This is a genomic window from Rothia sp. LK2588, from assembly GCF_040946465.1.
Lineage (GTDB): Bacteria > Actinomycetota > Actinomycetes > Actinomycetales > Micrococcaceae > Rothia.
The window spans coordinates 148910-175894 of sequence record NZ_JAYWLS010000001.1 but is presented as its reverse complement, the minus strand read 5'-3'; the positions used below and the strand labels follow the sequence as shown (position 1 = coordinate 175894).

General features: G+C 59.9%; 22 protein-coding genes. 5 read left to right on the top strand and 17 right to left on the bottom strand.

What is annotated here, in order from left to right; all coding sequences use genetic code 11:
• Window positions 1–5: 5 nt before the first annotated feature.
• From VVR12_RS00730 to glf, 3 genes are read right to left on the bottom strand one after another with little or no spacing between them, the layout of a single operon-like run.
• The gene (locus VVR12_RS00730) at window positions 6–902 is read right to left on the bottom strand and encodes an ABC transporter permease (protein WP_368549208.1); all 897 of its coding nucleotides are present in this window, start codon (window positions 900–902) and stop codon (window positions 6–8) included.
• Window positions 899–2908 carry a glycosyltransferase gene (locus VVR12_RS00725; protein WP_368549207.1) on the bottom strand — a complete coding sequence of 670 codons (2010 nt, stop codon included), beginning with the start codon at window positions 2906–2908 and terminating at the stop codon, window positions 899–901. Before VVR12_RS00725 ends, VVR12_RS00730 begins: the two co-directional genes overlap by 4 nt.
• 1 nt (window position 2909) lies before the next feature.
• Window positions 2910–4097, bottom strand: coding sequence for a UDP-galactopyranose mutase (gene glf / locus VVR12_RS00720; protein WP_368549206.1), 1188 nt, complete (start codon window positions 4095–4097; stop codon window positions 2910–2912).
• A gap of 313 nt (window positions 4098–4410) precedes the next feature.
• On the opposite strand from glf, the gene VVR12_RS00715 reads away from it, so the two are divergent.
• Window positions 4411–8205 carry an FtsK/SpoIIIE domain-containing protein gene (locus VVR12_RS00715; protein WP_368549205.1) on the top strand — a complete coding sequence of 1265 codons (3795 nt, stop codon included), beginning with the start codon at window positions 4411–4413 and terminating at the stop codon, window positions 8203–8205.
• A 21-nt stretch (window positions 8206–8226) separates the two neighbouring features.
• Here VVR12_RS00715 and VVR12_RS00710 read toward each other — a convergent pair whose 3' ends face one another.
• Complete coding sequence (locus VVR12_RS00710; protein ID WP_368549204.1) at window positions 8227–8631, bottom strand: hypothetical protein; 405 nt, start codon at window positions 8629–8631, stop codon at window positions 8227–8229.
• A gap of 292 nt (window positions 8632–8923) precedes the next feature.
• Here VVR12_RS00710 and VVR12_RS00705 point away from each other — a divergent pair, with 292 nt between their 5' ends.
• On the top strand, window positions 8924–9172 hold the full coding sequence (locus VVR12_RS00705) for a WhiB family transcriptional regulator (RefSeq protein ID WP_368549203.1): 249 nt from the start codon (window positions 8924–8926) through the stop codon (window positions 9170–9172).
• A gap of 75 nt (window positions 9173–9247) precedes the next feature.
• On the opposite strand, the gene VVR12_RS00700 is transcribed toward VVR12_RS00705, so the two are convergent.
• The 3 genes from VVR12_RS00700 to VVR12_RS00690 all read right to left on the bottom strand — a co-directional run bounded on the left by VVR12_RS00700 (window position 9248) and on the right by VVR12_RS00690 (window position 13062).
• Window positions 9248–10816: a sensor histidine kinase gene (locus VVR12_RS00700; protein WP_368549202.1), complete on the bottom strand. Its 1569-nt coding sequence runs from the start codon at window positions 10814–10816 to the stop codon at window positions 9248–9250.
• Between the two features lie 90 nt (window positions 10817–10906).
• Complete coding sequence (locus VVR12_RS00695; RefSeq protein WP_368549201.1) at window positions 10907–12400, bottom strand: CpaE family protein; 1494 nt, start codon at window positions 12398–12400, stop codon at window positions 10907–10909.
• Window positions 12397–13062 carry an SAF domain-containing protein gene (locus VVR12_RS00690; RefSeq protein WP_368549200.1) on the bottom strand — a complete coding sequence of 222 codons (666 nt, stop codon included), beginning with the start codon at window positions 13060–13062 and terminating at the stop codon, window positions 12397–12399. The genes VVR12_RS00695 and VVR12_RS00690 overlap by 4 nt, the downstream gene beginning before the upstream one ends.
• 217 nt (window positions 13063–13279) lie before the next feature.
• On the opposite strand from VVR12_RS00690, the gene VVR12_RS00685 reads away from it, so the two are divergent.
• Window positions 13280–13501, top strand: a complete 222-nt coding sequence (locus tag VVR12_RS00685; RefSeq protein ID WP_368549199.1) for a helix-turn-helix domain-containing protein — start codon at window positions 13280–13282, stop codon at window positions 13499–13501.
• 6 nt (window positions 13502–13507) lie between these two features.
• Here VVR12_RS00685 and VVR12_RS00680 read toward each other — a convergent pair whose 3' ends face one another.
• Window positions 13508–14065 (bottom strand): hypothetical protein, encoded by a 558-nt coding sequence (locus VVR12_RS00680; protein WP_368549198.1) that lies wholly within the window; start codon window positions 14063–14065, stop codon window positions 13508–13510.
• Window positions 14066–14706: 641 nt separating this feature from the next.
• Here VVR12_RS00680 and VVR12_RS00675 point away from each other — a divergent pair.
• On the top strand, window positions 14707–14982 hold the full coding sequence (locus tag VVR12_RS00675; RefSeq protein ID WP_368549197.1) for a LysM peptidoglycan-binding domain-containing protein: 276 nt from the start codon (window positions 14707–14709) through the stop codon (window positions 14980–14982).
• Between the two features lie 25 nt (window positions 14983–15007).
• Complete coding sequence (locus VVR12_RS00670) at window positions 15008–15517, top strand: Rv3235 family protein (RefSeq protein ID WP_368549196.1); 510 nt, start codon at window positions 15008–15010, stop codon at window positions 15515–15517.
• Between the two features lie 46 nt (window positions 15518–15563).
• Here the strand turns inward: VVR12_RS00670 and secA are convergent, their stop codons facing one another.
• The 9 genes from secA to mnmA form a co-directional block, all read right to left on the bottom strand.
• The gene (gene secA / locus VVR12_RS00665) at window positions 15564–18212 is read right to left on the bottom strand and encodes a preprotein translocase subunit SecA (protein WP_368549195.1); all 2649 of its coding nucleotides are present in this window, start codon (window positions 18210–18212) and stop codon (window positions 15564–15566) included.
• A 214-nt stretch (window positions 18213–18426) separates the two neighbouring features.
• Window positions 18427–19065, bottom strand: coding sequence for a ribosome hibernation-promoting factor, HPF/YfiA family (gene hpf / locus VVR12_RS00660; protein ID WP_368549194.1), 639 nt, complete (start codon window positions 19063–19065; stop codon window positions 18427–18429).
• Between the two features lie 96 nt (window positions 19066–19161).
• Window positions 19162–20025 (bottom strand): ComF family protein, encoded by an 864-nt coding sequence (locus VVR12_RS00655; protein ID WP_368549193.1) that lies wholly within the window; start codon window positions 20023–20025, stop codon window positions 19162–19164.
• Window positions 20026–20125: 100 nt separating this feature from the next.
• Window positions 20126–21823 (bottom strand): LpqB family beta-propeller domain-containing protein, encoded by a 1698-nt coding sequence (locus VVR12_RS00650; RefSeq protein WP_368549192.1) that lies wholly within the window; start codon window positions 21821–21823, stop codon window positions 20126–20128.
• A gap of 4 nt (window positions 21824–21827) precedes the next feature.
• Window positions 21828–23561, bottom strand: a complete 1734-nt coding sequence (gene mtrB / locus VVR12_RS00645; protein WP_368549191.1) for an MtrAB system histidine kinase MtrB — start codon at window positions 23559–23561, stop codon at window positions 21828–21830.
• A 9-nt stretch (window positions 23562–23570) separates the two neighbouring features.
• Window positions 23571–24260, bottom strand: coding sequence for an MtrAB system response regulator MtrA (mtrA, locus tag VVR12_RS00640; RefSeq protein ID WP_368549190.1), 690 nt, complete (start codon window positions 24258–24260; stop codon window positions 23571–23573).
• A 113-nt stretch (window positions 24261–24373) separates the two neighbouring features.
• A complete protein-coding gene (locus VVR12_RS00635; protein WP_368549189.1) occupies window positions 24374–25411 on the bottom strand; it encodes a hypothetical protein in 1038 nt (345 codons plus the stop codon).
• Entirely contained in the window at window positions 25401–25766 is a 366-nt protein-coding gene (locus VVR12_RS00630; RefSeq protein WP_368549919.1) for a chorismate mutase, read from the bottom strand. The genes VVR12_RS00635 and VVR12_RS00630 overlap by 11 nt, the downstream gene beginning before the upstream one ends.
• A gap of 17 nt (window positions 25767–25783) precedes the next feature.
• Complete coding sequence (gene mnmA, locus VVR12_RS00625) at window positions 25784–26974, bottom strand: tRNA 2-thiouridine(34) synthase MnmA (protein ID WP_368549188.1); 1191 nt, start codon at window positions 26972–26974, stop codon at window positions 25784–25786.
• Window positions 26975–26985 lie beyond the last annotated feature (11 nt).

Sequence of the window (26985 nt, the reverse complement as noted above, 5' to 3'; positions counted from 1 at the left end):
GGTTTCTACAGCTCCTGCGCGAAATCGCCCTCAAACTTCTTGAACAGCAAGTTACCGATCAACAGGAACAGCAACGCAATGGCAAACGCGATGGGAACCCAAACAGTCAACAGGTGCGGGAACATATGCCAGTTCCCGTTGTCCAAGAGGAAGAGCTGTTCGCTGGGTTCCAAAGTGGGTTGCCAGAAGGCGTAGTGGAACAATTCCACTCCCACTGCCAGCGGGTTCGTCATGTAAATTTCCTGGATATGCGGGACATGCACTTCACGAGCGACCATGGTCCACGAGTACATGACCGGAGCTAGCCAGGTGGCCATCATCAGGAACATATCAACCAGGTTTTCCGAGTCACGGAAGAACACATTGGCTACGCCGAAGATCATTCCCAGGCCCAGTCCCAGAATCATCACCAGGATTATGCCGACGATGGCCGCCAAAATCTGTTTGGGATCAGGGCTCCACCCCACCACGAAACAGGCGATGACCAAAACCAAGACCTGCGGGATGAAGTGGATGAATCCCACCCAGACTGTAGACAACGAGAACAGCTGCCGGGGAAGATAGATCTTCTTAATCAGTGCCCCGTTGACCACAAAGGCGCGTGCACCGTTGCTGAAACACTCGGCAAAGAAGTTGATGACGATGATGCCGGAGAACAGGAACACCGAGTAGTTCGGAAGGCCTTTTTCCAGACCGAGGAAAATACCCAGGGCCAGGTAGAAGACCATGAACTGAACTGCCGGCTTGATGTAGGACCACAGGATGCCCAGAACGGAACCGCGGTAGCGGACCTGGATCTCCTTGTGAACCAGAAGCTTCAGCAGGTATCTATTCTTTAAAACGCCCGCAAGCCCCAGACTTTTGCCCGGGGCCTGCAGAGGCTGATTCGCTAAATCGCTCATCGAGTAATTACCGACTCCGTATGTTCGTCGAAGGTTTTCTTCCACTCTTCGAATGACGTGATTCGTGAAGCGGCCGCACGGTACTGCTGACGCAGCTTTGGCCACTCTCGCAGAATTTGCGCGGTGAGCTTAGTCGACTCCACCAGCTTGTCACGCAGCTGCTCAGGGTCACGCTTGTACCACGAAACCGCCGAGCCTTCGGCGTTGGAAACCAACGCCGAATCGTACTGCGACATGCGCCACCACTTATTGTCCTGGTGGGCAATGTGGGCTTGCGGGTGATTGCGATACTCGTCCTTCACGGGCTTGACCAGCTGCTTCGAGACGGTCTTCAGCGCCCACGGCACCAACGACTTGTAGGACGGCGCGTGGAAGCCGCGCCCGTTACGGGGAGGCTTTTCCATCTTCGGTTCGGGGAACGAATCGATGTCTTCCTTGAACTGGGCATCGGAATACCGCTTGGTCAATTCGCGGATCTCCGGCAGACGCTGGGGCAGAAGGCGGTGGAGCTGATCGGGGCCCGCCAAAATATCGCGCAGCGCCATGATGCGACCGTGTTCAGTGAAGTACTGCATCGAAATCAGGTGCTTCACGTCTGCGTAGGAAGACTCACGGAGCAGTCGACCGCCGCGTTCATACGGCGAATGCAGCAGAGACGCGATGATGCGGTTGCGGATGTGGAAGTACGCCTGCCAACCGACCAGGTCGTCCTTATCGATCCACGAAACGTGCCAGACAGCTGCGCCGGGCAAGGAGACGGTGTGGTAACCGGCCTTCTTCGCGCGCAGGCCGAACTCAACGTCGTCCCACTTGATGAAGATGGGCAGGGACAGACCGATTTCCTTGATGACGGAGGTAGGGATGAGGTCCATCCACCAGCCGTTGTAATCGACGTCCGTGCGGCGATGTAGCCACGGGGTGTTACGCAGGTTGGACTGCAGGAAGTCATGGCCCAGTGACTGATCGGTATGCGGCAGATCCGGCTGGAACCGGTAGCGGTTGACGACCTCACCGAAGGTGTGCAACACCGTGCGGTTGTAAAGGTCGAACATGTGACCGCCGACGATGGTGGGCTTGCGGCACATATCGGCGAAGGTTAGAAGGCGCGAAATCGACTCCGGCTCCACGACGACGTCGTCGTCCAAGAGCAACGCGTAATCGCTACCGTTCTCGACGGCCTCGTACATACCGCGGGCGAAACCGCCCGAACCGCCCAGGTTGCCCTGGTTGATGATGCGCAGTTTACCGTCCAGGGTGGCGGCAACCTCTTCAAAGTCCGCTTCGTCCTGCAGCTTCTTGGAGCCCTGATCGACGATCAAGATTTCCTGCAGGTGGTCGAGCACCTCGCGGTGCTCAGCCAGCGAGCGCAGGTTGTTCAGGCAGAACTCTTGCTTGTTCATGGTGGTGATCTGCAGGGTAATTTTGCCGGGGGTACGGCCATTGTCTTCACCCAGCCACTGCGCCGATTCGAGCACGAGGGATTCGGTGCCGGCGGCCAACTCAAACCAATACCATCCGCCGTCACCGAAGGGCTTGAGCGAGAGGTCGAAGGTCGAGGTCTCGCGGCCGGTCACGCGCTTGGATTCCACACGCTGCAGGGAACCGCGGGCATTGGACTTATAGACGATCACGGTGCCTTCACCGTGGGTCGAGACCTGCAAGCGCACCGACGTCAGGTGGGTCCACCGCTTCCAGTAGGACGCGGGGAATGCGTTGAAGTAGGTTGCGAAAGACAGGCGCGAACCGGGGCGAATCAGGGTCGAACGACGGTCGATGAAGTCCTCTGCGTGGGTCTCCGCGCTGCTACCGCCCGAGGTGGTTCCGGCGGTCTCAGACTTGTCGTCGTCGCGACCGGTGTTCGGCGAACCGAGCGCACCGTTCATGGTATTCAACTGCACACCGGTGGCGATACCGGAGTCAACATACAGCGCGACGGTGTCCATCTGCTCCCGTTCGGGGAAGATGACCCGCTGCAGGGTCTTCAGATTCTTGATTTCTGCAGTCATGTTAGGCATCAACTCCACCGGACTGAAGGTTCTGGCCGTCTGCGAAGTGCGGCTTAATCTTGTTATCGAACATCGACAATGCAGCACCGATGGCCATGTGCATGTCCAGGTACTTGTAGGTACCGAGGCGTCCACCGAACAGCACCTTATCCTCGCCGGCGGCTAGGTCGCGGTAAGCCAGGAGCTTCTCGCGATCCACCGAGGTGTTCACCGGGTAGTAGGGCTCATCGCCCTTCTCCGCGAAACGAGAGTATTCGCGGTGGATGACGGTGGCGTCCTTGGTGTAGTCGCGCTCGGGGTGGAAGTGGCGGAACTCGTGGATGCGGGTGAACGGGTAGTCCGCATCGGGGTAGTTCATGACGGAGCAACCCTGGAAGTCTTCCATCTCCAGGATCTCCTGTTCGAGGTCGATGGTGCGCCACGAGAGGTCACCCTCGGCGTAATCGAAGTAGCGATCCACCGGGCCGGTGTAGACGACCGGTACCTGGCCGATGATCTTCGACTTGGAGAACTCATGGCCGTCTTCGAAGAAGTCGGTGTTCAGGTGAACCTCGATGTTCGGGTGGTCACCCATGCGCTCGAGCCAGGCGGCGTACCCGTCGACCGGCAGGCCTTCGTACTTATCGTTGAAGTAGCGGTTGTCGTAGTTGTAACGCACCGGCAGGCGGGAGATGATCGACGCCGGCAACTCAGCCGGGTCGGTCTGCCACTGCTTGGCGGTGTAGTGCTTAATGAACGCTTCGTAGAGGGGACGGCCGATCAGGGAGATGCCCTTATCGTTGAGGTTCTTCGGGTCGGTTCCCGCCAGCTCGCCTGCCTGCTCCTGGATCAGAGCTTTCGCTTCTGCCGGGGAATATGCGGCGTTGAAGAACTGGTTGATGGTGCCCAGGTTGATAGGCATGGGGTACACGATGCCGTTGTGGCGGGTGTAGACCTTGTGCACATAGTTAGTGAACTCGGTAAAGCGGTTGACGTACTCCCACACGCGTTCGTTGGAGGTGTGGAAGAGGTGAGCGCCGTACTGGTGCACCTCAATCCCGGTGTTCTCTTCGAACTTGCTGTAGGCGTTACCACCGATATGGGATCGACGATCCAAGAGGGCAACCTTGAGGCCCAGCTGGGTAGCGGCCTGTTCTGCGATGGTCAGGCCGAACAGACCTGAGCCAACAACTACAAGATCAGCGTTCACTAAAACTCCTGTGTCTATAGCGTCTCTGCGTTTCAGAAACTTGTTGCCGAAGATGACGTTTCTCCGGTGGTCGCTATGGGGGTAGCGTCTGGAAAAACAGCCATAGTTGGTATTAAACCTACCCGAAAGCAGTACCCATTCTCCCAGTCGCGCCAACGATTCTTACAGACTTCTCAGATTTTGCCGGTTTCGCTTGCGCGCTTTGACCTTATATTTCGCGGCTCTGAGGCAGTTTCCACAGGCGGATGAGTTTTCCACAGACGCCGTCCTATTCTGCTTGCTTGAGAGATTCCTCATCTTTTTTGATGGGGTTATGCACCTCATTTTCTTCGTCGAAAACCCGCACACCGGTCAAGCTGTTGCTCACCGTCTCAGTTCCCAGGGCCCTGTTTCCGGCCAGCGGCTCCAGGAGTTGCTCACCGGAGCCTACCCGTGGATGAGATCGCCCTACTGTGCGGGCAGAAACCTGGTCGGTATCAACGACGTGTTGACTGATGTCCCGCACGGTGCGCTGATCACCGCAGGCCGCCCAGCGCAGGTGACTCACGCTCCCCTGACGCTGACCGTTGTGCACGGTCCCGACGCTGGTGGCACGTTCCCCGTGCGACGCGGCACGATGACCATCGGGCGGCACCGGTCAGACGTAACGATCCTCGATCCCGCGTTACCGTCGCGGCTGGGCGGCCTCGAGGTCGATTCCGACGGCGCCCGTCTGGTCACCGCCGAAGACACACGGACCATAAGCCTCAACGAAGAGTTTGGCGTGGGTGACTCGATTCTCGCACTGCGAATAACTCGACAATCTGAGGAACCGAAGGCTCCGGATGACTTAGAGCCGGTGCCGGTTCGGCTCGAGCGTCAACGACACCTGCTGACTCTGGTCTTGATGATGGTGATGCCGCTGGTGGTGGGTGGGATCATTGCCTCGGTGACGGGAATGTGGTTGATCCTTCTCATGTCTATTGCGGCCTCCGCAGTGCTGGGGGTGCAACTCATCACAGCGGTCGGTGTTATCACTCGTAATCGCGCAGCGCTGGCCGAGGCCGTTGACCGTGATGCCTCGCGCCTTGCTCAAGCAGACGCCGCGAAGTTTACTCTGCGTCCCTGTGGCAATCGCCTGTGGTTCGTCGCCGGTATCACCGATCGGCCCGCGCAGATAGCGGTCACCGAAAACGATCGCATCGCCCCACCTTTGCTCCCTGCGGTGCCAGCTCTTATCGGCTTGCCCGAACATCAGTTGCTGCACGCGCGTGTGACCTCCGAACAACTCTGTTCGATTGCGATTCAGCTGCTGTGCCACAGCGGGGTGCTATTACGCCTCTCCCCTCGACTCATGGCAGAAACCAGCGAAGAGTTTCAGGCGCTGGCGACCCACCCACGAGTCAAGGTAGCTCTCGAGAACGGTGAGGTAACCGGAGACGAGCACGACTGCGTTCTCGTGATGTGCACGGCCGCCGAGTGGAACAGGCACACTCCGGGAAGCTGTCGGTTCGCCGTGGTGTGGGACCGTCCGGAAAAACCCGCCACGCCCATTCGAATTGCCGGATGGAGCCGAGCGGAGCTCCACCTCGACAGCGCCACCCACGCCCTCTTTCGTGCTGAGCAGGAAGACGAGTCCTATCAGATCAGGCTCGATGCGGTCCGGGCTCACACGGCTCAGCGCCTGGTGACCGAGATTGCCGCGACAGAACACCGGCTTCAGAAACCCTCGGTGCAACAGGCGGTCTTTGAAGATCAGGATTTCATGACCACGCCGAGCGAGCGCAACTGGACCGCCGCCACCTGGGCACCGGAAGTAGATCTGCTCTTAGGAGCATCTGCGGACGGCTTGATCACCAACCTCAAACTCAACGCTGACGGGCCCCACTTTTTGTTGGCCGGCACCACGGGGTCGGGAAAGTCTCAGCTTCTGCAAACCATGTTGCTCTCCGGCGCGTTTCGCTATCCGCCCCAGCGGTTGAGCTATCTGCTGATCGACTTTAAGGGTGGGGCGAGCCTGGGGGCACTCTCTCCCCTGCCCCACAGCGTCCAATTTCTGGATGACCTCGATCTCCCTCGGGTGACGCGCGCCCTGGCCTATCTGCGTGCCGACGTGAAAGCACGCGAGTCGCTGTTCAGCAGGCTCGGGGTCAACGGTTATCGAGATTATTTGCGGGGTTGCGCGGCCCGCAAGGAGCTCCCGGCTTGTCCTGAACTGGTGATCGTGGTCGACGAATTCAAGATGCTGGTCGAGACCATGGGAGATGCGATGAAAGAGTTGATGCGGATATCTACCATCGGCAGATCGTTGGGTATCCACCTCATCCTGGCTACGCAGCGCCCCCAAGGCGCCGTTTCCGCCGACATCCGTGCGAACATCGGGACCACCCTGTGTCTGCGGACGGCCAGCGAGTTGGAGTCGCAGAACGTGCTCGGCGGACCCGAAGCCAGCCGCATTCCAGCGGACGCCGCAGGCAGCGGATATGTGCGGCACGGCGACAACACCCCCTGGCCCTTCCGCGGACCGGCCTTCCGGCAGCGTCCGTATACCGCGGGCATGCGTCTGGAGTTGATCGACGGCACCGTAGTCTGCGAAGTGCCTGAACAGCGACCCCACGACGTCAATGAACAGGCAACGGTGCGGGGATCTGTTGCACGCCTCCATCATCTGACAACCGAGTGGCCCGTTCACCGTTACCGACCCGTTCCCGATGAACCCGCCCTCGGACGCCCCTGGACACACTCCACGGCGTATCCAGAGGACGCCACGCAGCTCGTCTGGGGCGAGATGGAGGTTGCGCAGTGGGGCATGATTGAGCCGCTGGTAACGACCCCGGCAGAAGGGCCGGTGCAGATCGTCGGCGATGAGGCGGCCCGTACAGAGTTGCTCGCGGCGCTCGTACAACAGGCCAGATCATGGGGCCACGCCGTGGTCACCGTGGCGGGTCAGCTACCACTCCAAGCTACGCACCGCAGGTGGGATGATCAATGGGATATGACGGCGCTGGTCGGACCGCTCGACACCGGGTATTTCAATCACCTCACCCAGCAACTGCTCGACCGAGAACGGCTCCACCCTTGCCTTATAGTTCTCGACGGCCTCGATCAGTGGTTAGAGGAGAACCTCAACGACCGAACACTCATACATTCGCTCACGACGTTGCTGACTTCTTCAGCCAGGCACCGCATCCAGTGCGTTGCGACCGCACAATCACCCCTGCGTGGACCAGTGGGTCAGCTGATGGCTAACACCCTGTTAACCGGTGCGGTTACGAAGGCAGACCCTCTGCGCGGTGCCACCCGCTCATATCCGGCCGTCCCCGCCAAACGGTGGGCGGTGGAAGGGAAGCTCCTGCACCACTACGGGAGAGACGACCAGACCCAGGCCGCGACGTTCACCCCCTATCGCGCCGCGTCCGCAGAAGAGCTGCGGACGCACGGCGAGCAGGCACGCACATCCTTGTTCGCTGCCTCCCCCACCCACCTGGATCAACAGCTGCCCGAGTGCATCCTGCTCTCGCAAGCCCTCGCCGAGGTGCGTGGGTGGCGCCATGCCGGCGCCTCCCGCGGTGACCTGGCGATCGCTTGGACCCCCGGGGCAACGGTAGTTGGCATACCCGCCCCACCCGGACAATGCACCATGATCGCCGGTCACTCCGGAACTGGCAAAACCACCGCCTTGGACGCCGTGGCGAAGCTCAACGGTCACCTCGGGTTTTTGCGCGTGGCAGCTCACCCCGGCGTGAGCGCAGAGGAACTACAACGGGCCTGTGACGATATCGCGGATGCCGGTTCGGTGGTGTTGCTGGTCGATGATGCGCACCTGCTGTCCCCCGACACCGCCACGCGGTTGAAATCTCTCATCGCCCGATTCAGGCACACCTTGGTGACTTTTGTGCCATGGGCGCGGTGGCGGCAGAACCCGCTCTTGGGCACCCTGGCCGGCGCTACGCGCGGCATAGCGCTCGCTCCGCACCGCGAGACCGATCTCGACTTCTTGACGTGTTTTGATGACCTCCCGTGGAATACCACGACCGCCGGTAAAGTCCCCACCGGCCGCGCGGTGATCGTCCACGATGCTCGCGCACAGGCGGTGCAGATACCAATCGACGAGTCCGCTGGTTGCTAACCGCCGCGCCCCTGTGCGGGGTTATAGTGAGTCCCTGCGAGCGTCATCGAGGTGAGAGTGCACCGCACGGGTGAAGAGGGACACCGTGATGATCCCCGCGATCGCCACTGCCGGTATACCGATCAGCCACTGTCCCGCCAGGGCGATTTGCATTCCAATAATGATGATGAAAAGTTGCCACACCAACACCATGGCCCGAGAGGCTCCCCGGCCGTGGGTGAAAAGACGCGCGGCCCAGAGCATCACCGCAGCCACCACCACAAAAAACAGGCCGAGCATCATAGCGCTACCAACACCTGCACCGCCCTGAGCCAACGCAGTGGCCATGATGGCGATTCCGTAGAAACCGACAACCGCAGCCTCGAGATGCGTCAAAATGCTAACCAGCGAGACCGGTACGGAATGAGACGAAGGGTGGTGATTCACGATGGTGTCTTTTCTGCAGGAAGTTGTCCGTATCTCATCCTAAGCAAAGCAACCGGGGGTGCAAAATATCGGCCACGCTGGCAAGGCTTAACTACTGTGAGAATGAACTCAAACCCTAGAACTAAGTTTTGCCTAAAAACCCCTTGTTTACTTATTCGTAACGTGGGAAAGTTATTGAGGTTATTTCAGGCCCCGCATGCTGGGGCCTGATTTGTTATGACAGTTCCCGCCCCTCACGGGCCATGAGAGCTGCATCGAGAAAAGCAATTCCCATATAGAGGAGAGCGTGCTAATGGATTGGCGTAGCCGAGCTGCTTGCCTGGAGAAGGACCCCGAGCTGTTTTTCCCTGTTGGAAACACCGGCCCTGCTCTGCTTCAAATCGAAGAGGCTAAAGCGGTCTGCCGCAACTGCACGGTCATGGACACCTGTCTGCAGTGGGCCATTGAATCCGGCCAAGATTCGGGTGTATGGGGAGGCATGAGCGAAGATGAGCGCCGCGCTATGAAGCGTCGCGCCGCCCGCGCTCGCCGAGCTTCTTAAGAATCTAGAACACCTTACATTATTCTCAGGGGCACGCCTTCTCACGGCGTGCCCCTGAGATTTAAGTTCTCGGCGTTACCGCTTGCTCCCGGCCAGCACCGCCACGATGGTTACCTTGGTTCCGGTCGGACGCACCGGTTCCCACTTGATGGACCCGCCCAGTTCACTGGCGACCAGCGTCCTGACAATCTGCATGCCCAGCCCCTCGGCGGAGGACGTCGGTCGGAACGCGCCCGCACCGGATTCTTTGATGGTGCGGTCGCCCATCCCCTTTCCGTCGTCCTCGATCTCGAGGGTGAGGATCGGCTCGCCGTCGGAGTTGAAGGAACGCCGCGAGCGCATCGTCACCGTCCCCGCTTCTCCATCGAGACCGTGTTCAACGGCGTTGGCGACGATCTCGTTAATTACCAGCGCCAAGGGAGTGGCGTAAAGGCTGGGTAGGGATCCAAACTCGCCTTCAAGAACGGTCTTCACTTCCTGCCCCGGTGAGGCGAGCTCGGCGGCTACCCGAAATTGACGATGGATGAGTTCGTCGAAATCGACGTTCTGTGAGAGTCCTTGCGACAGGGCTTCGTGCACGGTGGCGATGGTTGAAACCCGTCGCATCGCCTGTTCCAGGCCCTGTTTCGCCTCATCGGTGGACATGCGGCGCGACTGCAAGCGCAACAGCGCTGAGACCGTTTGGAGGTTGTTCTTCACGCGGTGATGGATCTCGCGAATAGTGGCATCCTTGGTCATCAATTCCAACTCTCGCCGGCGCAACTCGGTTACGTCGCGGCACAGGAGGATCGCCCCGTAGCGTTCCTCCCCCAGCGTGGTGAGGCGTCGCAGCGGGATGGAACGGTAGGTGACACTGATACGGCGAGTTTGGATTTCGGCGCGCCAGGGCATCCGCCCGGTCAGCACCATCGGCAGGGTTTCGTCGGCCTTATCATCGGTCGGCAAGAGCGTGCGTGTAATCTCGTTGAGACGGCTGCCTTCCAACTCACCTTCATACCCAAGGCGTTTATAAATTGACGAGGCGTTGGGCGAGGCAAAGAGAACTTTCCCCTCGGCGTCGAGATTCAGGATGCCGTCGCTCACGCGTGGGGTTCCACGGGAAGTTCCGACGGGGGCTGCGAACTCAGGCCACACGCCGCGAGAAACCATGGAGATCAGGTCGGCCGCCAGCTGACGGTAGACAACTTCCACTCGAGGCGGGGTGCGCTCGCCGTAGGGTTCGGTGTGAAGCGTCATGAGGGCGACGGTTTTCCCGTCGCGCACCAGCGGGATGACGGTGGTGAGGATCGTCAGGTGATCGGCTGTTTGATCGTCCTGATAGCGAACGATCTCGTGGTTGTTCCACGCCAGCCAGGCCCGCTTCTGTATTTTCTGCCCCATGGGTTGGTGCACCATGTCGCGGTGAAAGATGGTGTGCACCGTCGAAGGACGCACCTGGCTGGTGCTGCGGAACTGGGTGTCTTCATCGACCACGACGTCGCGGATATCGACCTCAGCCTCGTCGGCCGTAACTGGCGCCTCGGGAAACCAGAGGACCAAGTCGCCGTGCGAGGTGTCGGCGATAACTTGCCAGTCTCCGACCAGTAGATGTAACCATTCAGAATCGACAGGGTTGATCTTCAGATGCTGAGGGGCAAATTCCACGGGTTATTCTTCCTATCACGGGGGTGCATCCATCCTAACCGCAATATGATAATGGTCGCGAACCCGCGCTTGCCTCAGGCCGGCAACCCGTTACTGGCCCGCCTCCTTGTCGTTGCCCCGCTTACGCTGGAACCAAGTCCGCCACGTCCCCCGTGGGGAGCGGCTGGCTTCTTCGCCCACTTCTGAGGTGCGGCGGGTCAAGACTGTCACGGCCGGGTGACGCTCGATGGCGGAGGGTTCCGTGCTCCCGGTATGTAGCGAGTGAAGCAATTTTTCGAGCTGTTGGGCCACCTCTGTGGTGGCACCCTGTTCGGCCAGAGTGCGGCCATTCAACCAGGCGCTGTCGATCGTGGTCTGGTCGTAGGCGATGTATCCCGCAATTGGACGCTGGGGGCCAAACCGCTCCCACGCTCGGTTGATGCCGTTTATGGCGTTCGTTCCCACGGCATGATGGCGCAATTTATTGACCCAGATGTTCACCTCAGGGGTGCTCTCCCAGCGCTGGATCTTTTCCTGCAGTTCTTCGTAGGCCAGCATCAACCGCGGTATTCCCAAAACATCTCCGGAGCCAACGACGATCACCGTCTGAGAGTTCTCCAACGCCGTCAAGGTCGCCGCGTTGCGGCGTGGGGCGATGCCGTCGAAGCTGAGTTCTTCGTCTTCTTCGATGGGGTGAGCCACATCGATAATCACCAGGTCATACATGTCACGGATGAGGTGCAACAACGAGACAAACGGGGTGGACCTGATTTCAGGCCAACGGCTGGCTCCCGTTATCCCTGTCAGAACATCTAGGTAATGATCCCCCACGGCTATGGTGCTCACGGTTTCGCGTACTTTATCCGGTGTGAGAGTGGCTCTGTCGGCCATGAGGCACAACTGGGAAAGCCCGGAGTAGTCTTCCATCATGCCTAAGAGGGCACTGACAGACGGGGCATGGGTATCCGCATCGATAAGGCATACCCGCTGACCGATTCGTGCGGCCATTGCCGCGATGTTGACAGCAACGGTGGAACGCCCCGGGGCACCGCTGGCGCCCCACACCGTAACGATGCGTCCCTGAGTCGGCGAGGGTTGCAATGCTCTGTCGTGATCCGAAAACTCGTCGCGCGAACCTGAAGATTTACCGGCATCCTGTGGATCGGAAGGTTCAGCTGTTGAGATTTCTGTTGCATTCAACGGGGCTGAGTCACCGGCGGTAGCAGTCGACTGTTCGGTGCCCGGGATGAGACCTTCGGGTACTTGACCGGGTTGTTGGGCCGATTCGACCACGGCGCTCAACAGCTCATCCGAATCTGCCAAGGTGGATACCCAGCAAACCCCCGCCAATCCCGGTTCGGTGCCGGGGTCAGAGACGACCACGACTGCGACGTCCTCATCGATCAGTTGATCCACCAGGGATTGGCTCAGCTCGGGGTGCTGCCCGACGATTAGCGCCGCCCGGGCGATGCCGGTCTGGGCGATACCGAGCAGTTCAGAGAATTCGTGGACGGCTCGGGCAACACTGACGGTTCCCCGCTGGCGTTCGATCATAGAGACATAGTGGCCTGCCACATCGGCAAAGACGATGACCGGAACATTCATCGATCTTCCTCCTGGCCGGATTCGTAGGAGGTCGGTACGAGGTTGATTTTGTTCTCATTATTGACGGCCTCTAAGACCGGGGCGAGTTCTTTCGACGAAATCAACATCCGTACCGCGGATTCTCCAGTACCCCCGATCAGTGAATCTTCTGAGGTGACAGTGGAAATCTGAGCCTGGGAAGCTACGCGCTGCGGCGCATCGTATCCGACCCCCTTTGTCGCTTGCGCTGAAGCCCAGATGTCCACGTGCTGACCCGCCGTGAACCCCTGAGCCACCGCAGAGTTCACGATGACGGTAACTTCTCTGCGATGGTGCGGGTCAGCCTCAGAGAGATCGTGGGTGGACACCAACTCTCCCGCGGTGATGTTATCGATGGCCACGTTTTGCTCGTGGAGGTCGTCTAGAGAGCGCAGGTAGTGCCCGGAAGACTCGCTCAGTCGCACCTGCACCGGTCTGAAATGCTCGGCGCTGAGCCGCTGGCCCACTCTGATATCGGAGGACGCCGCATAGTAGGTTTCAGTTTTGTTCATACCTCGCACCACGGCGAACACGGAAAGGATGGACGCGGCGATCAGGGCTAAACCAATCAGCAGTTTAGGATCCTTGAACCCTGGTTTGGTGATACGGTGGGTGAGTTTGTCGGGCGAGACTGATGAAGGCATGGGTAGCTTTCGGAGTGATGATGAGTTGTCGTCGGGAGTCCGCGGTGGGATAGTGTGGGTCCTTCAACCGCTTCATCCGCTATCTAATGACGTTATCTCATCTTATTTAGTTTAATTTATTGATGTTTGAAGTACATTTTTGTGGATACCTGTCATCTGAATGGGGATGTATGGTATTAGTTGAGACTGTCAGTAAGCCGTCGAATCGGAGTTTCACATGGTCGAACAGCGGTTCCTCACCCTCCCCGAGGTGAGCGAAATTTTACATACATCAATGAGTCAGACCCGCGCCCTGGTTCGATCTGGCGAGCTCCCAGCCATCCAAATCGGTGGCCGCAGTGTATGGCGAGTCGAGATCGCCAAGCTCGAAGAATACATCGCTCAGGCCTACGAGAAGACCGCCGAGAACCTCGCATCCGCGGTTGAAGAAAAGCAGTAACTACCACTACCCCATGCTGAGTGAGCTCACTGCACCGATATGGGCGATGGGTACCACCCGGTGACCGAAGACCTCGTGAGATCGATAGTTACCCTCAATGCCGTGACTCGACATTTCAACAAAGTCGAGGCCTACCCGCTCAATAGTTCCCTCTGAACTCGCACCATCGCTGGTGTGGAAGATACGCACCGGCAAACGAGCCGCACACAGCGCCCGCAAGGCATAACCAAACGACAACTTACGCACCACCGTTGAATCATTGATGTCTGAGGTGCGCGAACCACCCTCCCACCACAGCACCGAACTGTGGGGTATAAGCACTGATTCGGTTCTGCTATAAAGTTGCAACCACCCTGAACCCACTTCTCGCAACGTCCCCTGGAACACTTGGGCTCCCATGACGTTGACTTTCAGGGGTTGCCCCAATTGCGCCGCCATGCGATCGAGCATCTGAATCTTGGCGTATTCCGACCGCCGATAATCGCGCGCCCCTGCCTCAATCTCTCGTTGCCTCTCGCTCTGCAACCGCACCTCAAAGTCGGCAAAAATTCTACTCATGCTCATGGATATAAACCTTAGGCAAAAAGCTCCCGCCTACAGCTCTGTTGGCGGGACGCGTACACAGTTGTTCCGACAGTTCCACCCCATCTCTTTACAATCCCTCAACCATTAGCAATACTCATAAAACAAAAGCAAATGACATCAAATGAACCATTAGGGGCCTCAAAGCTATGATCGAGATCAATCCTCAGCTCGCACACCTCAAGACCATAGCGATCCCCGGTTCATGCATATTCATCGCGACCGTGGCCACTCGCCTACTCCTCGAAACAGATGAACACACTGCGGTGACGGAAACGGTGTTGCTGGGGGCCATCGTTATCAGCGCGTGCATCCTCCTCGCGTGGTGGATATTCAGTTGCCTCTATGCCCTCCGCGAAGCTGTGCTCATTCGCCGGGGCGTAAAAGGTGCCCCATCGAAGGTGTGGATTCCTCGATTTATTCGGCATTCTGCTATTGCCCTCGTAGGCTTGACGATCGTGGCACCCTCCGCCACCGCCGCACCCGCATCATCCTGGAGCACCGAATACGCCAGCCCATTCTTCAATGACACGCACCAGGTGCCCACTTCAGATGCCCCTTCGGCACCGACGGACCCCGCGGCTCACCCTCGATCAGAAGATCACCACACCGGTGGTGCCAGCATGTTGAATACACTGACCATCTCTCAGACGTCCAACTATGTCCCTTTCTCCCCTTTCTTTCAAGATCCGGCGGAGAAAGAACCCGACCAGCCCACCTATACGGTTCGCTCGGGAGATACCCTCTGGGCCATTGCTGCGCAAGAGCTGAACACCACCGACCCGGTACGCATTGCAGCCGGAGTCCACAGACTTTTCGAAGCTAACGACCACGTGTTAGCCTCCCCCGATTCCTTGATCTACCCCGGTCAAGAGCTACACATCCCGAAGAATGTCTAAGCCGCCCCACCTCAAGGAGTTCACCATGAAACGCCCCAGCACCACTATGGAAAATCAGCTCATCGGAGTTTCACTCCAGGAGTATGAGCGCTTCCGCGAGAAGGTGATGCAGCGCGAGTTGAAGGTATGCCAAGGCGGACGACCGCTGGCTCCCAGCGATTCCGAGTGCCGCTCTATCGAAGTCATGTGTTCCGGATTGAGCGTAGCTATCCTCGAAATCTTTGCCGGACAGCGCTCGGTGAACCATATCGCAAAGTGGCTCTCCCACGAGTGCTACGCCAAAATCGTGAACCGCTCGGCCGTCACACAGAAAGCCATGCGGCGCCAACGCCGCGGATCCCCGCTGGGACATGCTCCGCTTCGATCCAGCGATGTCGTTCGCCCCTCAACCCGTCGGGTGCGTGCCCAGAAGATCAACCCGAGCGTGTTCGAAGTGTGCATCATCGTCGAAGACTTCGCTCGGGTGCGTGCCATGGCCTTGCGGGTCGAAAAAATCTTCTCCGCATGGAAAATCACCGCCATCGAGATAGCCTAAGCGAATGTCTCGATAGCGGTGACTCGTTAATAGCGCCCGGGGTGTTTTATGCCCGGCGAGAACCACCGTCCGAAGTCTCGTTGCCTTCCGCGTTGGAGGGAACTGCACGAGTCTCGGTTCCGCCGTCTTCGGAGGGAGCGGAGTACTGCAGGAACTTCGGCTGAGCGGGGATCTTCAACTGGACGTTGGAGGCCTGGGTACGCTGCTTGGAAAGATCCAGGTGGAACAGGTAGCTCACGGTCTCTTCGCGAATCGCCTCCATCATGGACTGGTACATCGCGTAACCTTCTCGCTGGTATTCGACCAACGGATCTCGCTGAGCCATCGCGCGCAACCCGATGCCTTCTTTGAGATAATCCATTTCATAGAGATGCTCGGGCCAGCGTTGGCCGATGACCGACAACACCACGCGGCGCTCAATCTCGCGCATCGCATCGGAGCCGACCTGCTCCTCACGCTCCTCGTACTGCAGATAGGCATCCGTCAGAATCTCACGCACCAGCTGTTCGCGGGTGATCTTGGAGCGGTTGCCGGCGTCCTCCTCGAAGTCCTGGACGGTCAACGAGATCGGATACACCTTACGCAAGTCCGACCAGAGCTTGTCGAAGTCCCAGTCCTCGGCGTGACCCTCCGCGGTATGAGCGTCAATCGTCGAAGTGATGACCTCGTCCGTGAAGTTGCGGATGTGCTCCTTCAGATCATCGCCGTGCAGGATCGAGTTGCGGTCTTTGTACATCGCCTCGCGCTGACGGTTCAGAACATCGTCGTACTTCAAGATGTTCTTACGTTGCTCGGCGTTGCGCGCCTCCACTTGACCCTGAGCCGAAGCAATCACGCGAGAGACCAGTTTCGAATCCAGCGCAGTGTCGTCCGGAGCGCCCTGCATCAGGCGGGCGGCAGCCTGTCCGTTGAACAGACGCATCAAATCGTCGGCCAATGAGAGGTAGAAACGCGACTCGCCAGGATCGCCCTGTCGACCGGAACGTCCCCGCAACTGATTGTCGATGCGGCGAGATTCGTGGCGCTCGGTGCCCAACACGTACAGGCCGCCCAATTCGACAACCTCTTCGTGCTCAGCCTGCGCCGCCTGCTCACAAGCCTGCAGGACCTCAGGCCAACGGCGCTCGTACTCCTCCGTATTGTTCTCGGGATCGAGGCCGAGCTGTTTCATCTTCTCAACGGCCTCGAACTCGGGGTTACCACCGAGCATGATGTCGGTACCGCGACCTGCCATGTTGGTAGCCACCGTCACCGATCCCTTGCGACCAGCCTGCGCGACAATCGCCGCTTCGCGGGCGTTGTTCTTGGCGTTCAACACCTCGTGGCGAATACCGTCACGGCTGAGCAGGCGGGAAAGGTACTCGGACTTCTCGACGCTGGTGGTACCCACCAGCACCGGCTGCCCCTTGGCGAAGCGCTTCTTAATGTCCTTGACCACCGCGTCGAACTTGGCGATTTCGTTCTTGTACACGCGGTCGGGCTGATCGATGCGAGCCACGTCTTTGTTGGTGGGAATCGGCACCACGCCGAGCTCGTAGGTGTTCATGAACTCGGCGGCCTCGGTCTCGGCGGTGCCGGTCATGCCCGAGAGCTTGTCGTACATGCGGAAGTAATTCTGCAGAGTAACCGTTGCCATCGTCTGGTTCTCAGGCTTGATCTCCACCTCTTCCTTAGCCTCGATAGCCTGGTGGATGCCCTCGTTGTAACGACGGCCAGAAAGAATACGACCGGTGTGTTCGTCGACGATCATGACCTCGCCGTTCATCACGACGTAGTCTTTATTGTTTTTGAACAGCTCTTTGGCCTTGATGGCGTTGTTCAAGAACCCGATCAACGGGGTATTGGAGGATTCATAAAGGTTACGGATACCCAGGTGGTCTTCGATCTTATCGATGCCCGGTTCAAGGATGCCGACGGTGCGCTTCTTCTCGTCGACCTCGTAATCGGTGCCGGCGTGCAAGGTCTGCGCGAAACGAGCGAACTCACCGTACCATCTGTTCGCCTCACCGGTGGCGGGACCCGAAATAATCAGCGGCGTACGCGCCTCGTCGATCAGGATCGAGTCAACCTCATCGACGATGGCGAAGTGATGGCCGCGCTGCACCTGCTCCTCCACGGACCAGGCCATATTGTCGCGCAGGTAGTCGAAACCAAACTCGTTGTTCGTTCCGTAGGTGACGTCTGCTGCGTACTGCTCGCGGCGGACGTCCGGGGTTTGGTTCGCGAGAATTACACCGGTTTCCATGCCGAGAAAGCGGAACACGCGACCCATGAGGTTAGCCTGGTATTCGGCCAAGTAATCGTTCACCGTCACCACGTGCACGCCCTTGCCGGTCAGTGCGTTGAGGTATGCCGGTGCCGTTGCCACCAGGGTCTTGCCCTCACCGGTCTTCATCTCGGCGATATTGCCCAGGTGCAGGGCCGCCCCACCCATGAGCTGCACGTCGTAGTGACGCTTACCGAGGGTACGCTTGGACGCCTCGCGCACCACGGCGAAGGCCTCGGGCAACATGGAGTCGAGGCTTTCACCCTTCTCCACCCGCTCTTTGAACGCTGAGGTTTCAGCACGCAGTTCGGCGTCAGTCATGGACTCGAAAGTCTCTTCCAGCGAATTCACCGCATCCGTGTATGCGCTGAGTTGCTTGAGGATCTTCTTATCCCCTGCTCGGAGGAGCTTCTCCAAGAAAGATGCCACGAAATCCGACTCCTTGACTCGATAATGTCTTTGGCTCCCCGACGGAGATCGAGGTGCACGCCTGACCCATTCTAGTTCAAAGCCGCCAGAGTTGGCGGCGAGTCAGGGATGCGGAGTTAAGCGGAGGGCTAAGCCGTGGGAGAGCACACACCCACAGAAAACCGCCAGGCCATCCCCGCGGAGGTGCCTGGCGGTTTCTTCGGGAACTAGGGTATTAGCCTTCGTGGTCGAGGGTGATCACACCGTACGACCAACCCTTACGACGGTAAGCGACAGAGGGCGCCTTCGTTTCTTTGTCGACGAAGAGGAAGAAATCGTGACCGACCAGTTCCATCTGATCGACCGCTTCTTCCGCGGAAAGCTCGGTCGCGGGGAAGCTCTTGCGACGGATCTCAATCGGCGAGGTCACCTCGTCGGTGAGGGAGAACTCAGAGTCAAACGCCGCTTCTTCGACGGTGCGGTCGTCCACATGAATCTCGGTGGTGGCGACGTCCTCCCCCACGATGGGCAGCGACCCGGTGGCCTCGGAGAGCGATACGGGGTGCTTCTGACCACCCTTGCTGATCTTGCGGCGATCACGTGCGCGGCGCAGACGTTCCAGGAGCTTTCCGTAGGTGTCATCGAAGACCGCAAACTTGTCTTCGCCCTGCGCCTCAGCGCGCAACACCGGCCCGGAACCGACGACGGTGATCTCAACGCGGATGGTGTTGGGGCCGGAGTGGCCATCCTTGGAGAATTTCACTTCAACCGAATCAACTCGTTCAAGTTGCTCGAACTTCGTTACCTTCTCATCGACGTATGTCTCCAGACGTTCGGTGATTTTGACGTTACGTCCGAGTACGTTGATATCCACGATGCCCTCCAAAGGTAGGGGTGAATCGGTTAATCCAACCGAGGGGAATATTTTGGCTATTCCTTAACTAGATTTTAGATTAATTCATGATGCAAGTCACGTTCGATAGGGTGGCTCAGCCCATCCCTCCTCGGGTCGGGGTTCATCGGATACAGACGAGATGCGCAGCGGCACCGCGGCCACGGTCACGGCCCCCACAACGTGCGCCCCGGCGTCCTGCAACACTGCGGCGGCGCTGGCAAGCGTGGCACCGGTCGTGACCACGTCGTCCACCAGAACACACCGAACACCGTTCAGCTCCCACTCCTGCCCCAAGAGCGCCCATCGCGGTGGACGGATCCGCAAGGTTCGATGATCTGTGAGTCGGCGGGCCGAAGCGCTCCTGGTTTTTTGCCCGCTATCACCGGTCAGGTGAGCCCACGGCGTCTGCCACCGTTTAGCCAGACACGGTAGGACGCGCACGGCAGCGGCTCCCTCCACCGCACCTTCTTCGTTGGCCCGCCGGGCCAGTCGTTCGGCAAGCACCCGCCCCGGTTCGAACCCTCGCCGATGAATAGAGGAAACAGACGAGGGCATGGGGACCAGAAAGATGTCTCGCTCGCTTCGAAGCGTCGGGCACTGCGTAGCTTGGAGCGTGTCGAAGGCCCGCACTAGGCCAGTCACCAGATAGGAGCACTGGTCGAACCGGCCGGCGTTCTTGAAGGCAACCAGGGAGCGCGCCACCTCGTGTTCGTATAATCCTGCCGAGACCACAGGAACCGAAGGGTAGCGCAGCTGCGGGGTGTGCACGTTCAACAGCGAATGCCGCAACAACACATCACACCGAGGGCAGAGCGCACCGCGGCCGCGCATGTTCGGCCCATAGGCCTGGCAACAAGCACACAGATGTGGAACGGCCAAATCCCAGAGGTCCCAGACCGCGTCTTTGGCCCAGTGCAGGGCCGTTGAAAAGTGAGACATGGTCTCATTGTCGGCACCGCAGCGGGGTATGTTGTCCCCCGATCGGAGAATGTGGACACAGCTCAGGCCGACCTGCTCCGGTTCAGAGCAAAAGTGCGATCTAACTGGAATAGTTGAGATCGTGAGCCGAGGTCTCAACGCGCGTCCAGGCCCGATCAACCAGCAGATAAATATTCTGGTTTTCGGTCTGTGCCAGAACCTGCTCGCGACCGATACACGCTGCCACCTGAGTCAACGAATCAAGCTGGGCGATCGGCACGGTTTTGCCCGAGAGGTAACACATCTCAGACTCGCCGGTGCTGAAATTAGCGCCGATCAGAGCCTCGTCAGAGATCCAGGCAGCGTAATCCACCTCGATCGATACGCCGACGCGAACCGGTTCGGAAAGTTTCACCGGCTTGTTCTCGTCGTCGCGTTCAACGCCGCAGACCCACAGGTGCGTGGTCTTGCCGGTGCGGGTGACAACGGCCACGCGTGCACCATCGCGGGAGAGACGTAGCGAGGTGATCTGCGCTCCGTCGAGCCAGTTCACCTGGACCTGCCGCGGAGCAGCGGACTGCGCGCCACCCATCGAGAGGGCCCGCACCGCCCCATCGCTATTGCTGATCCACACCCATTGAAACTGGTCGAAGGACGGACGGGTGAGGTTGGTGCCAGAGACGGTTCGCTCGCTCCGCTTCTCACCGATCACCGTCATCACAGAATGATCCGCATTAAGGTATGCAAAGTGCTGTCGGGTATAACCCATCGCCGTTTGGGTGATGGTTCCTTCAGGATCTTCGTGCACCGTGATCATGTTCTGGTCGTTGAGCAACTCGCTGCGCAAGCTCAACTTGGTGCCTTCAAGGCTGATGATGTTCTGAGCCACGGTGGGATTGACCTGAGGCTCAATGTAATTTTCCAGCGTGCCGGTGTGCACGTTCTGATCGTCAAAACGCAACGAGACTTTATCGATACCGTTGATGCCGCGCAGCGTTTGGGAAAGCTGAGATTGGATGCGCTCGATCTCCAATTGTGGCATATCGGGAGAGATCTTGGGGCCCTTGAGGCTGACCTGCGCCTCGGAGGTCTCCACGGGCACAGAGTTACGGCTGAGTTCGGTATTGGCCGGAATCGCGCTGCGTACCGCGTTCTTCAGATAGGGGGCCGGGCCGCCGAGCAACACGCGCACCATCGAGGTGGCCACCGAGAGGCGGCGCGCGAACCAGCGGATATCGGGCACCGCATAGGTGAAAGTCGGGTCGTAAAAATACAGGGTGAACGGCGCGAAGCTCTGGTTGAATTCACCGCGTTCCAAGACCAAGCCGTTGGGTATCTCGTCGATGCGCCACTGGCCGTCTACCTGGGTCAGCTTGACGTTGAACTTACGCTCTTCGGTGGAGGACAACGTGCGGGCGATGCCATTATCAGAAATCTGGGTCTGCACCGGCACCGCCACGGTGAACGCCCCTTGACCGCTGGCGGGCTTGATGGAGAGGCCCTGCTGGTAGATGAAGACCCGTTCCTCCGATTTCCACGAGGCCGCCATAGATTCGGTCAGGTATTGCCGAGCGATCTCGTAATCGTTCTCCGCTCCCACCCCGGCGCTAAAAAAGCCCTGCAGGATTTCCTGCGGGGTTGCTCCCGGACGCGGGCCGCTGGGAACCACCTCGGAGTTCGACGCCTGCGAGGATTTTTGGGGATCACCGAAGTGGTTGACAGACCCGCCGGAGGGAATACTGGCGCAGCCGCTGAGTGCGGTGAAGGAGGCCCCCAGGCCGAGGATGAGATGGCGACGCGAGAGAGGGTGGTTTTTCACCGGGCTATTCCTCCTTCTCCAGGTGGCGGGCAACGATGGCTTCCGAGGCGAGGAAATCGGGATCGAGTTCATGGTCAAGAGAAGCCGCGGTCGGCAGGCTCCGTGTAATCGGCGAGGCTGATTCCTCGATCTCCCACGACAGCGGGACCGGAGACTCGCCGGCCGGTTCGTCCTGCCGCAGGGGCAAGGTCATGCGGAAGCAGGCGCCCTCCCCCAGTTCGCCCCAGGCTTCCAGGCGTCCTGAATGGAGCCGGACGTCCTCGGCAGCGATCGACAGCCCCAGGCCGGTACCACCCAGCGTGCGTTTGCGGGAGGGGTCGGCGCGCCAGAATCGGTTGAAGACCTGCGATACGTGTTCTTTACTCAGGCCCACGCCGTGGTCGCGGACCGCCACGCCCACCGCGGTATCGGAGGCTGCCACGTACACGTCGATGGGGCGAGACTCGCTGTGCTCGACGGCGTTGAAGAAAAGGTTGCGCAAGACGCGTTCGATGCGGCGATGTTCCATCTCGACCACCAGCGTCTTGGAGGGTGCGTGCATCCGCAACTCGGTGCCGGTGCGAATCAGGTGGGGCTCTACCGAGACGAGAACGTTGTTGATAACGGCCATGAGGTCGACCGAGGCGACGTCCAACTTGGCGGAGCCGGAATCGAAGCGAGAAATCTCCAGCAGATCAGAGAGCAACGAGTCGAAGCGGTCGACCTGGTTGTACAGTAACTCGGTGGGACGCCGGTAGGCCGGTTCCATCTTCTCGCGGCCGTCGTGTAGCATCTCGGCGGCCATCCGCACCGTTGTCAACGGGGTGCGGAGTTCGTGCGAGACGTCCGAGACGAAGCGCTGCTGCATCGTCGAGAGCGTCTCCAAACGCGAAATTTGATCTTGCAGGCTGTCCGCCATGCGATTGAAGGACATTCCCAAGCGCGAGGTCTCGTGGTGCCCGCGGACGATCACGCGCTGGCCGAGATCCCCGGCCGCCAGTTTCTCGGCCGTGATCGCGGTGGAGGAAATCGGACGAATCACGGTGCGCGTAATAAACCACACGATGGAAAGCACCATCAGCAACAAGATGACGAAGGCAATGCTGACCACCACGTTGATGTAGTTGAGGATCGCTTGCGCCTCGGAGAGGTCGTAGATCAGATACAACCCATAGTGCGGATTCTGCGGAATGTCGATGGTTTTGCCGATGATCAACACCGGGGCGTTTTGCCCGCTAATCTGCAGCTGAGCAGACTTCCAATACATGCCCCCGGTCGATTCCACCGACTCTTTGAGGTCTGGCGGGATATCCGCGGCCGAAATGTCAGGTGACTGGCTCTGTTCGGCGATAAAACTGTCTTGAGACCCCTGGCCCGGGACGAGAACCCACTGGCGGTGGGTGTCGTTACCGCTGGCTTCTAGCACCGTCAAAAATCGTTGCACGTCTCGCTGAATCTCGGCTCGTCCCGAAGCGTCCGAGCTATCGAGCAGGGTCTGCACGTTCGTAAAACCGTTCGAGGCCTCTTGCAGAGACTGATCCAGGCGGGTCTTGAACAGCGAGTTCGCGATTTGATGCGAGAGAAAGGCCCCGACCACGATGAAGGCCAGCGAGAGCAACAGACCGGCCCCGGCGACAGCGCGGAACTGCAGGGAAGTTCGCCATAAATACCGGGCACGCGTGAACGGCCGACGCCAGGTCAGTTCCGGTGGAACCTCGGCGGGCCGCTGTTGTGCGTCAGAGGTAACCTCTTCGCTCACTAATTAACCTCACGAACGATTCTTCTCGGCGACCGCTTTGTATCCCACACCGCGCACGGTCAAAACGATCTGAGGATTCTCGGGGTCTTCTTCGATCTTTGACCGCAAGCGCTGAATATGCACGTTGACCAAGCGAGGATCGACGGACTTCTCATACCCCCAGACATTGCCCAGCAGCACCTCGCGCTTGAGCACCTGACCGGGCTGGCGAGCCAGGTTTGCCAGCAACTCGAACTCCAAGGGGGTCAAGGGAATGAGGGCGCCGTCTCGAGAGACGGTGTGCCCGGCCAGGTCGATTTCCAGACCGCCCACGCGCAACGGCTCGTTCGCACTTTCCTCCCGCGGACGCAAGCGGGCACGCACGCGCGCCAAGAGCTCGGCGGGCTTGAAAGGTTTCGCGACGTAGTCGTCGGCGCCGGCCTCCAAACCGGCCACGACGTCCTCAGTGTCGGACTTCGCGGTGAGCATGATGATCGGAACATCGGAGACTTCGCGGATCTGGGTGCACACCTGGATCCCGTTGATCCCCGGCAACATGAGGTCCAGGAGGATGAGATCGGGGTTGTAATTGGTGAAAGACTCGAACGCTTTGTCGCCGGCCTCGCAGAAGAAGGTTTCGAAACCTTCCTGGGCCAAGACGATCCCTACCATCTCTGCCAGGGCCTCGTCGTCATCGACAACCAAAATGGTGGCGTTCATGAGTCTCCTTTTCGCATCGCTGCTGAGGGGTGTAGTTCTCTAAAGCGCGGCCGGTTCACCTGTGCGAGCGGGGCACGCCACAGTTGATTCTACCCGGTATCCGTCATGGTCGGTCACTGCTCGGCGGCCAGCTCCGAGACCGCCCGTGCCAGCTCCGTCAACCGGCCCAGCTGGGCGGTCGCTTGTCCGGGACCGCATCGGGTCAGGTCAACCGGTGGGCACAGTAGCACTGAAGAGAGCGAGGACGCCGGCACGCCTACCGAGCGCCACAACCGCCACCACGTGTGGGCGGCCTCGGGCAGACGCATGCCGGCGTACTCGGCGGGCAAGAGGGCCAACACCGTGCGGCCGGCGTCCAGGTGCGCGGCCAGGGGCTCGAAACTGCGCTCGTCGAGGCCCACGGGCACGCACAGCGCGCCAAAGGGTTTCAACCACGACGGGGTGCGCTCGGCATCCGAGGGTAATGCCTCGGGCGCATTCAGAATCACCTGAATATCGCGTGCCTGGGCCGCCTGGCTCACCAGGTTCAAGCTCTCCTCCGCCTCGGGTTCGGGGACCGCCCGATAGCGAGAGAACCCACTCGAGGTGGGTACCTCACCGGCCAGGGAGACCCGCAGGCAAGGCTCATCCAAGTGCAGGACCAGATTTTCCTGCGGCACGGCCTCCTGCAATAGATCCAGCCAGCGATCCAGACCGGCGATGAACGCGTCGCGGATGTCGCGCCGGGCGCCGGAATCGGCCAGTGCTCGCTCCCCATGGTGCAGGTGTAGCTGATGAGCCAAGGAGATAGGTCCCAGCAACTGCAGCTTGAATTGCCCACCGCGATGAGATTCTGCCCCTACCACGTCGGCGAGGATATTGATATCAGAGGCAAAGGTCGCCGCAGCCAGCTCGCCCTCACGCGAGCGCCCCTCACGCACTCGCCAGCCGGCCGCGGTGCCGTCTGCGGTCAGTCCATCCATACAGGCGATGGTGCGCGCGAGGGTCCCCGCCGCAAACCCGCGGGCCTCGAGCACCGGCAGAAAGGGAAGGTGCGGATCCCCCAGTTCGCCGCGCACGCGATGGACGGCATCGAAGAAGTCGGTACCGGGAAAACCGCCTAGTGCCGTAGCGCGCACCGCGTATCGGGTGTCGGGCAGGTTATCGTTCATGGTTCTCGGCAATGATCTTGTGATGCTGTATGACCTCGGAGATGATGAAGTTTAAAAACTTCTCGGCGAATTCGGGGTCAAGCTGAGCGGCCTCGGCCAGCGAGCGCAGGCGCTGGATCTGGGCGGCTTCACGATCGGGATCGCCCGGAGGTAACTGATGCTCGGCTTTGAGAACCCCCACCCGCTGGGTGGCGCGGAAGCGTTCAGCGAGGATGTTCACCAGCGCGGCGTCCATGTTGTCGATGGTGCGGCGGATGGCGAAGAGCTCCTCGAGAACTGCCTCATCGGTGCCTTCGAGGGATGTGGCGCGGCGGTCAAACTCGGCGTTGGCTTGGACATCGCGGGATTGTTGCATGCGCACAGTGTACCAACCTAGGCGTTGATATCGGCCCTCGCCAGTGAATACGCCCGGTTGATGGTCGCCTGCCCCAGCACGCGCGTGCCCTGATAGATCACCAGGGTCTGCCCCGGCGCTACGCCGCGGAGTGCTTCGTGAACGGCCACCACCATCTCCAGGCGGAGGGCGCCCTCCTCCGGCGATTCGTCGTCGATGACCCACTCCATGTGGGCCGTGGACGCCACCGGGTCAGCGTGGGCGCGCACCTGCGCGGTGATCTCGAACTCGGCGCTTTGGGCACCGGCACGGGGTTCTTCGGCGAGGAATTGCGCAACCTCGGCGATCGGCAGACCCGCCCAGGTGCACCGAATTCCGCGGATCTCATCCACCGCCAACAGCTCTTTGGAGCCGACGATGACTTCGTTGGTTTTCGGGCGAACTTCCAGCACGAAGCGCGGTTTGCCATCGGGAGCGGGCCGACCAATAGCCAGACCCTTGCGCTGGCCGACGGTGAATGCCTGTGCACCGGGGTGCTGACCCAGCACGTGGCCCTCGGTGTCTTTGATCTGCCCGGGAGTCATCTCGATGTGTTCGTCCAACCAGGCGCGGGTGTCACCTTCGGGGATGAAGCAGATGTCGTAGGAGTCGGGTTTCTTCGCCACCGAGAAACCGCGGCGGGCGGCCTCGGCGCGCACCTCGTCTTTCGAGGGGGTGTCAGCCAGCGGGAACCACGCGTGTTTAAGCTGCTCGTGGGTCAATACGCCCAAAACGTAGGACTGATCTTTGGCCCAGGTGGCAGCGCGGTGCAGTTCGCGATTGCCCGCCTCGTCGGAGATGACCTTGGCGTAATGGCCGGTGACGACCGCGTCGAAGCCCAAGGCAACGGCCTTCTCGAGGAGGGCGGCGAATTTGATCTTTTCGTTGCACCGCATACACGGGTTGGGGGTGCGGCCGTGTTCGTACTCGGAGATGAAGTCGTCGACGACGTCCTCTTTGAAACGCTCCGAGAAGTCCCAGACGTAAAACGGGATGCCGAGCTGGTCGCAGACGCGGCGGGCGTCCATGGAGTCTTCAATCGTGCAGCAACCGCGGGAACCGGTACGGAGGGTTCCGGGCATGCGGGAGAGCGCCAGATGTACGCCGACGACGTCGTGGCCTGCCTCGACGGCGCGTGCTGCGGCCACCGCCGAGTCAACGCCACCGCTCATTGCAGCGAGAATCTTCATCAATAGTCCTT

What these genes read in the sequence shown, in the direction of transcription:
- VVR12_RS00730 (WP_368549208.1), bottom strand. Translation starts at nt 902, where the DNA reads ATGAGCGATTTAGCGAATCAGCCTCTGCAGGCCCCGGGCAAAAGTCTG.
- VVR12_RS00725 (WP_368549207.1), bottom strand. Translation starts at nt 2,908, where the DNA reads ATGACTGCAGAAATCAAGAATCTGAAGACCCTGCAGCGGGTCATCTTC.
- VVR12_RS00715 (WP_368549205.1), top strand. Translation starts at nt 4,411, where the DNA reads ATGCACCTCATTTTCTTCGTCGAAAACCCGCACACCGGTCAAGCTGTT.
- VVR12_RS00705 (WP_368549203.1), top strand. Translation starts at nt 8,924, where the DNA reads ATGGATTGGCGTAGCCGAGCTGCTTGCCTGGAGAAGGACCCCGAGCTG.
- VVR12_RS00695 (WP_368549201.1), bottom strand. Translation starts at nt 12,400, where the DNA reads ATGAATGTTCCGGTCATCGTCTTTGCCGATGTGGCAGGCCACTATGTC.
- VVR12_RS00690 (WP_368549200.1), bottom strand. Translation starts at nt 13,062, where the DNA reads ATGCCTTCATCAGTCTCGCCCGACAAACTCACCCACCGTATCACCAAA.
- VVR12_RS00685 (WP_368549199.1), top strand. Translation starts at nt 13,280, where the DNA reads ATGGTCGAACAGCGGTTCCTCACCCTCCCCGAGGTGAGCGAAATTTTA.
- VVR12_RS00680 (WP_368549198.1), bottom strand. Translation starts at nt 14,065, where the DNA reads ATGAGCATGAGTAGAATTTTTGCCGACTTTGAGGTGCGGTTGCAGAGC.
- VVR12_RS00675 (WP_368549197.1), top strand. Translation starts at nt 14,707, where the DNA reads ATGTTGAATACACTGACCATCTCTCAGACGTCCAACTATGTCCCTTTC.
- VVR12_RS00670 (WP_368549196.1), top strand. Translation starts at nt 15,008, where the DNA reads ATGAAACGCCCCAGCACCACTATGGAAAATCAGCTCATCGGAGTTTCA.
- VVR12_RS00655 (WP_368549193.1), bottom strand. Translation starts at nt 20,025, where the DNA reads ATGTCTCACTTTTCAACGGCCCTGCACTGGGCCAAAGACGCGGTCTGG.
- mtrA (WP_368549190.1), bottom strand. Translation starts at nt 24,260, where the DNA reads ATGAACGCCACCATTTTGGTTGTCGATGACGACGAGGCCCTGGCAGAG.
- VVR12_RS00635 (WP_368549189.1), bottom strand. Translation starts at nt 25,411, where the DNA reads ATGAACGATAACCTGCCCGACACCCGATACGCGGTGCGCGCTACGGCA.
- VVR12_RS00630 (WP_368549919.1), bottom strand. Translation starts at nt 25,766, where the DNA reads ATGCAACAATCCCGCGATGTCCAAGCCAACGCCGAGTTTGACCGCCGC.
- mnmA (WP_368549188.1), bottom strand. Translation starts at nt 26,974, where the DNA reads ATGAAGATTCTCGCTGCAATGAGCGGTGGCGTTGACTCGGCGGTGGCC.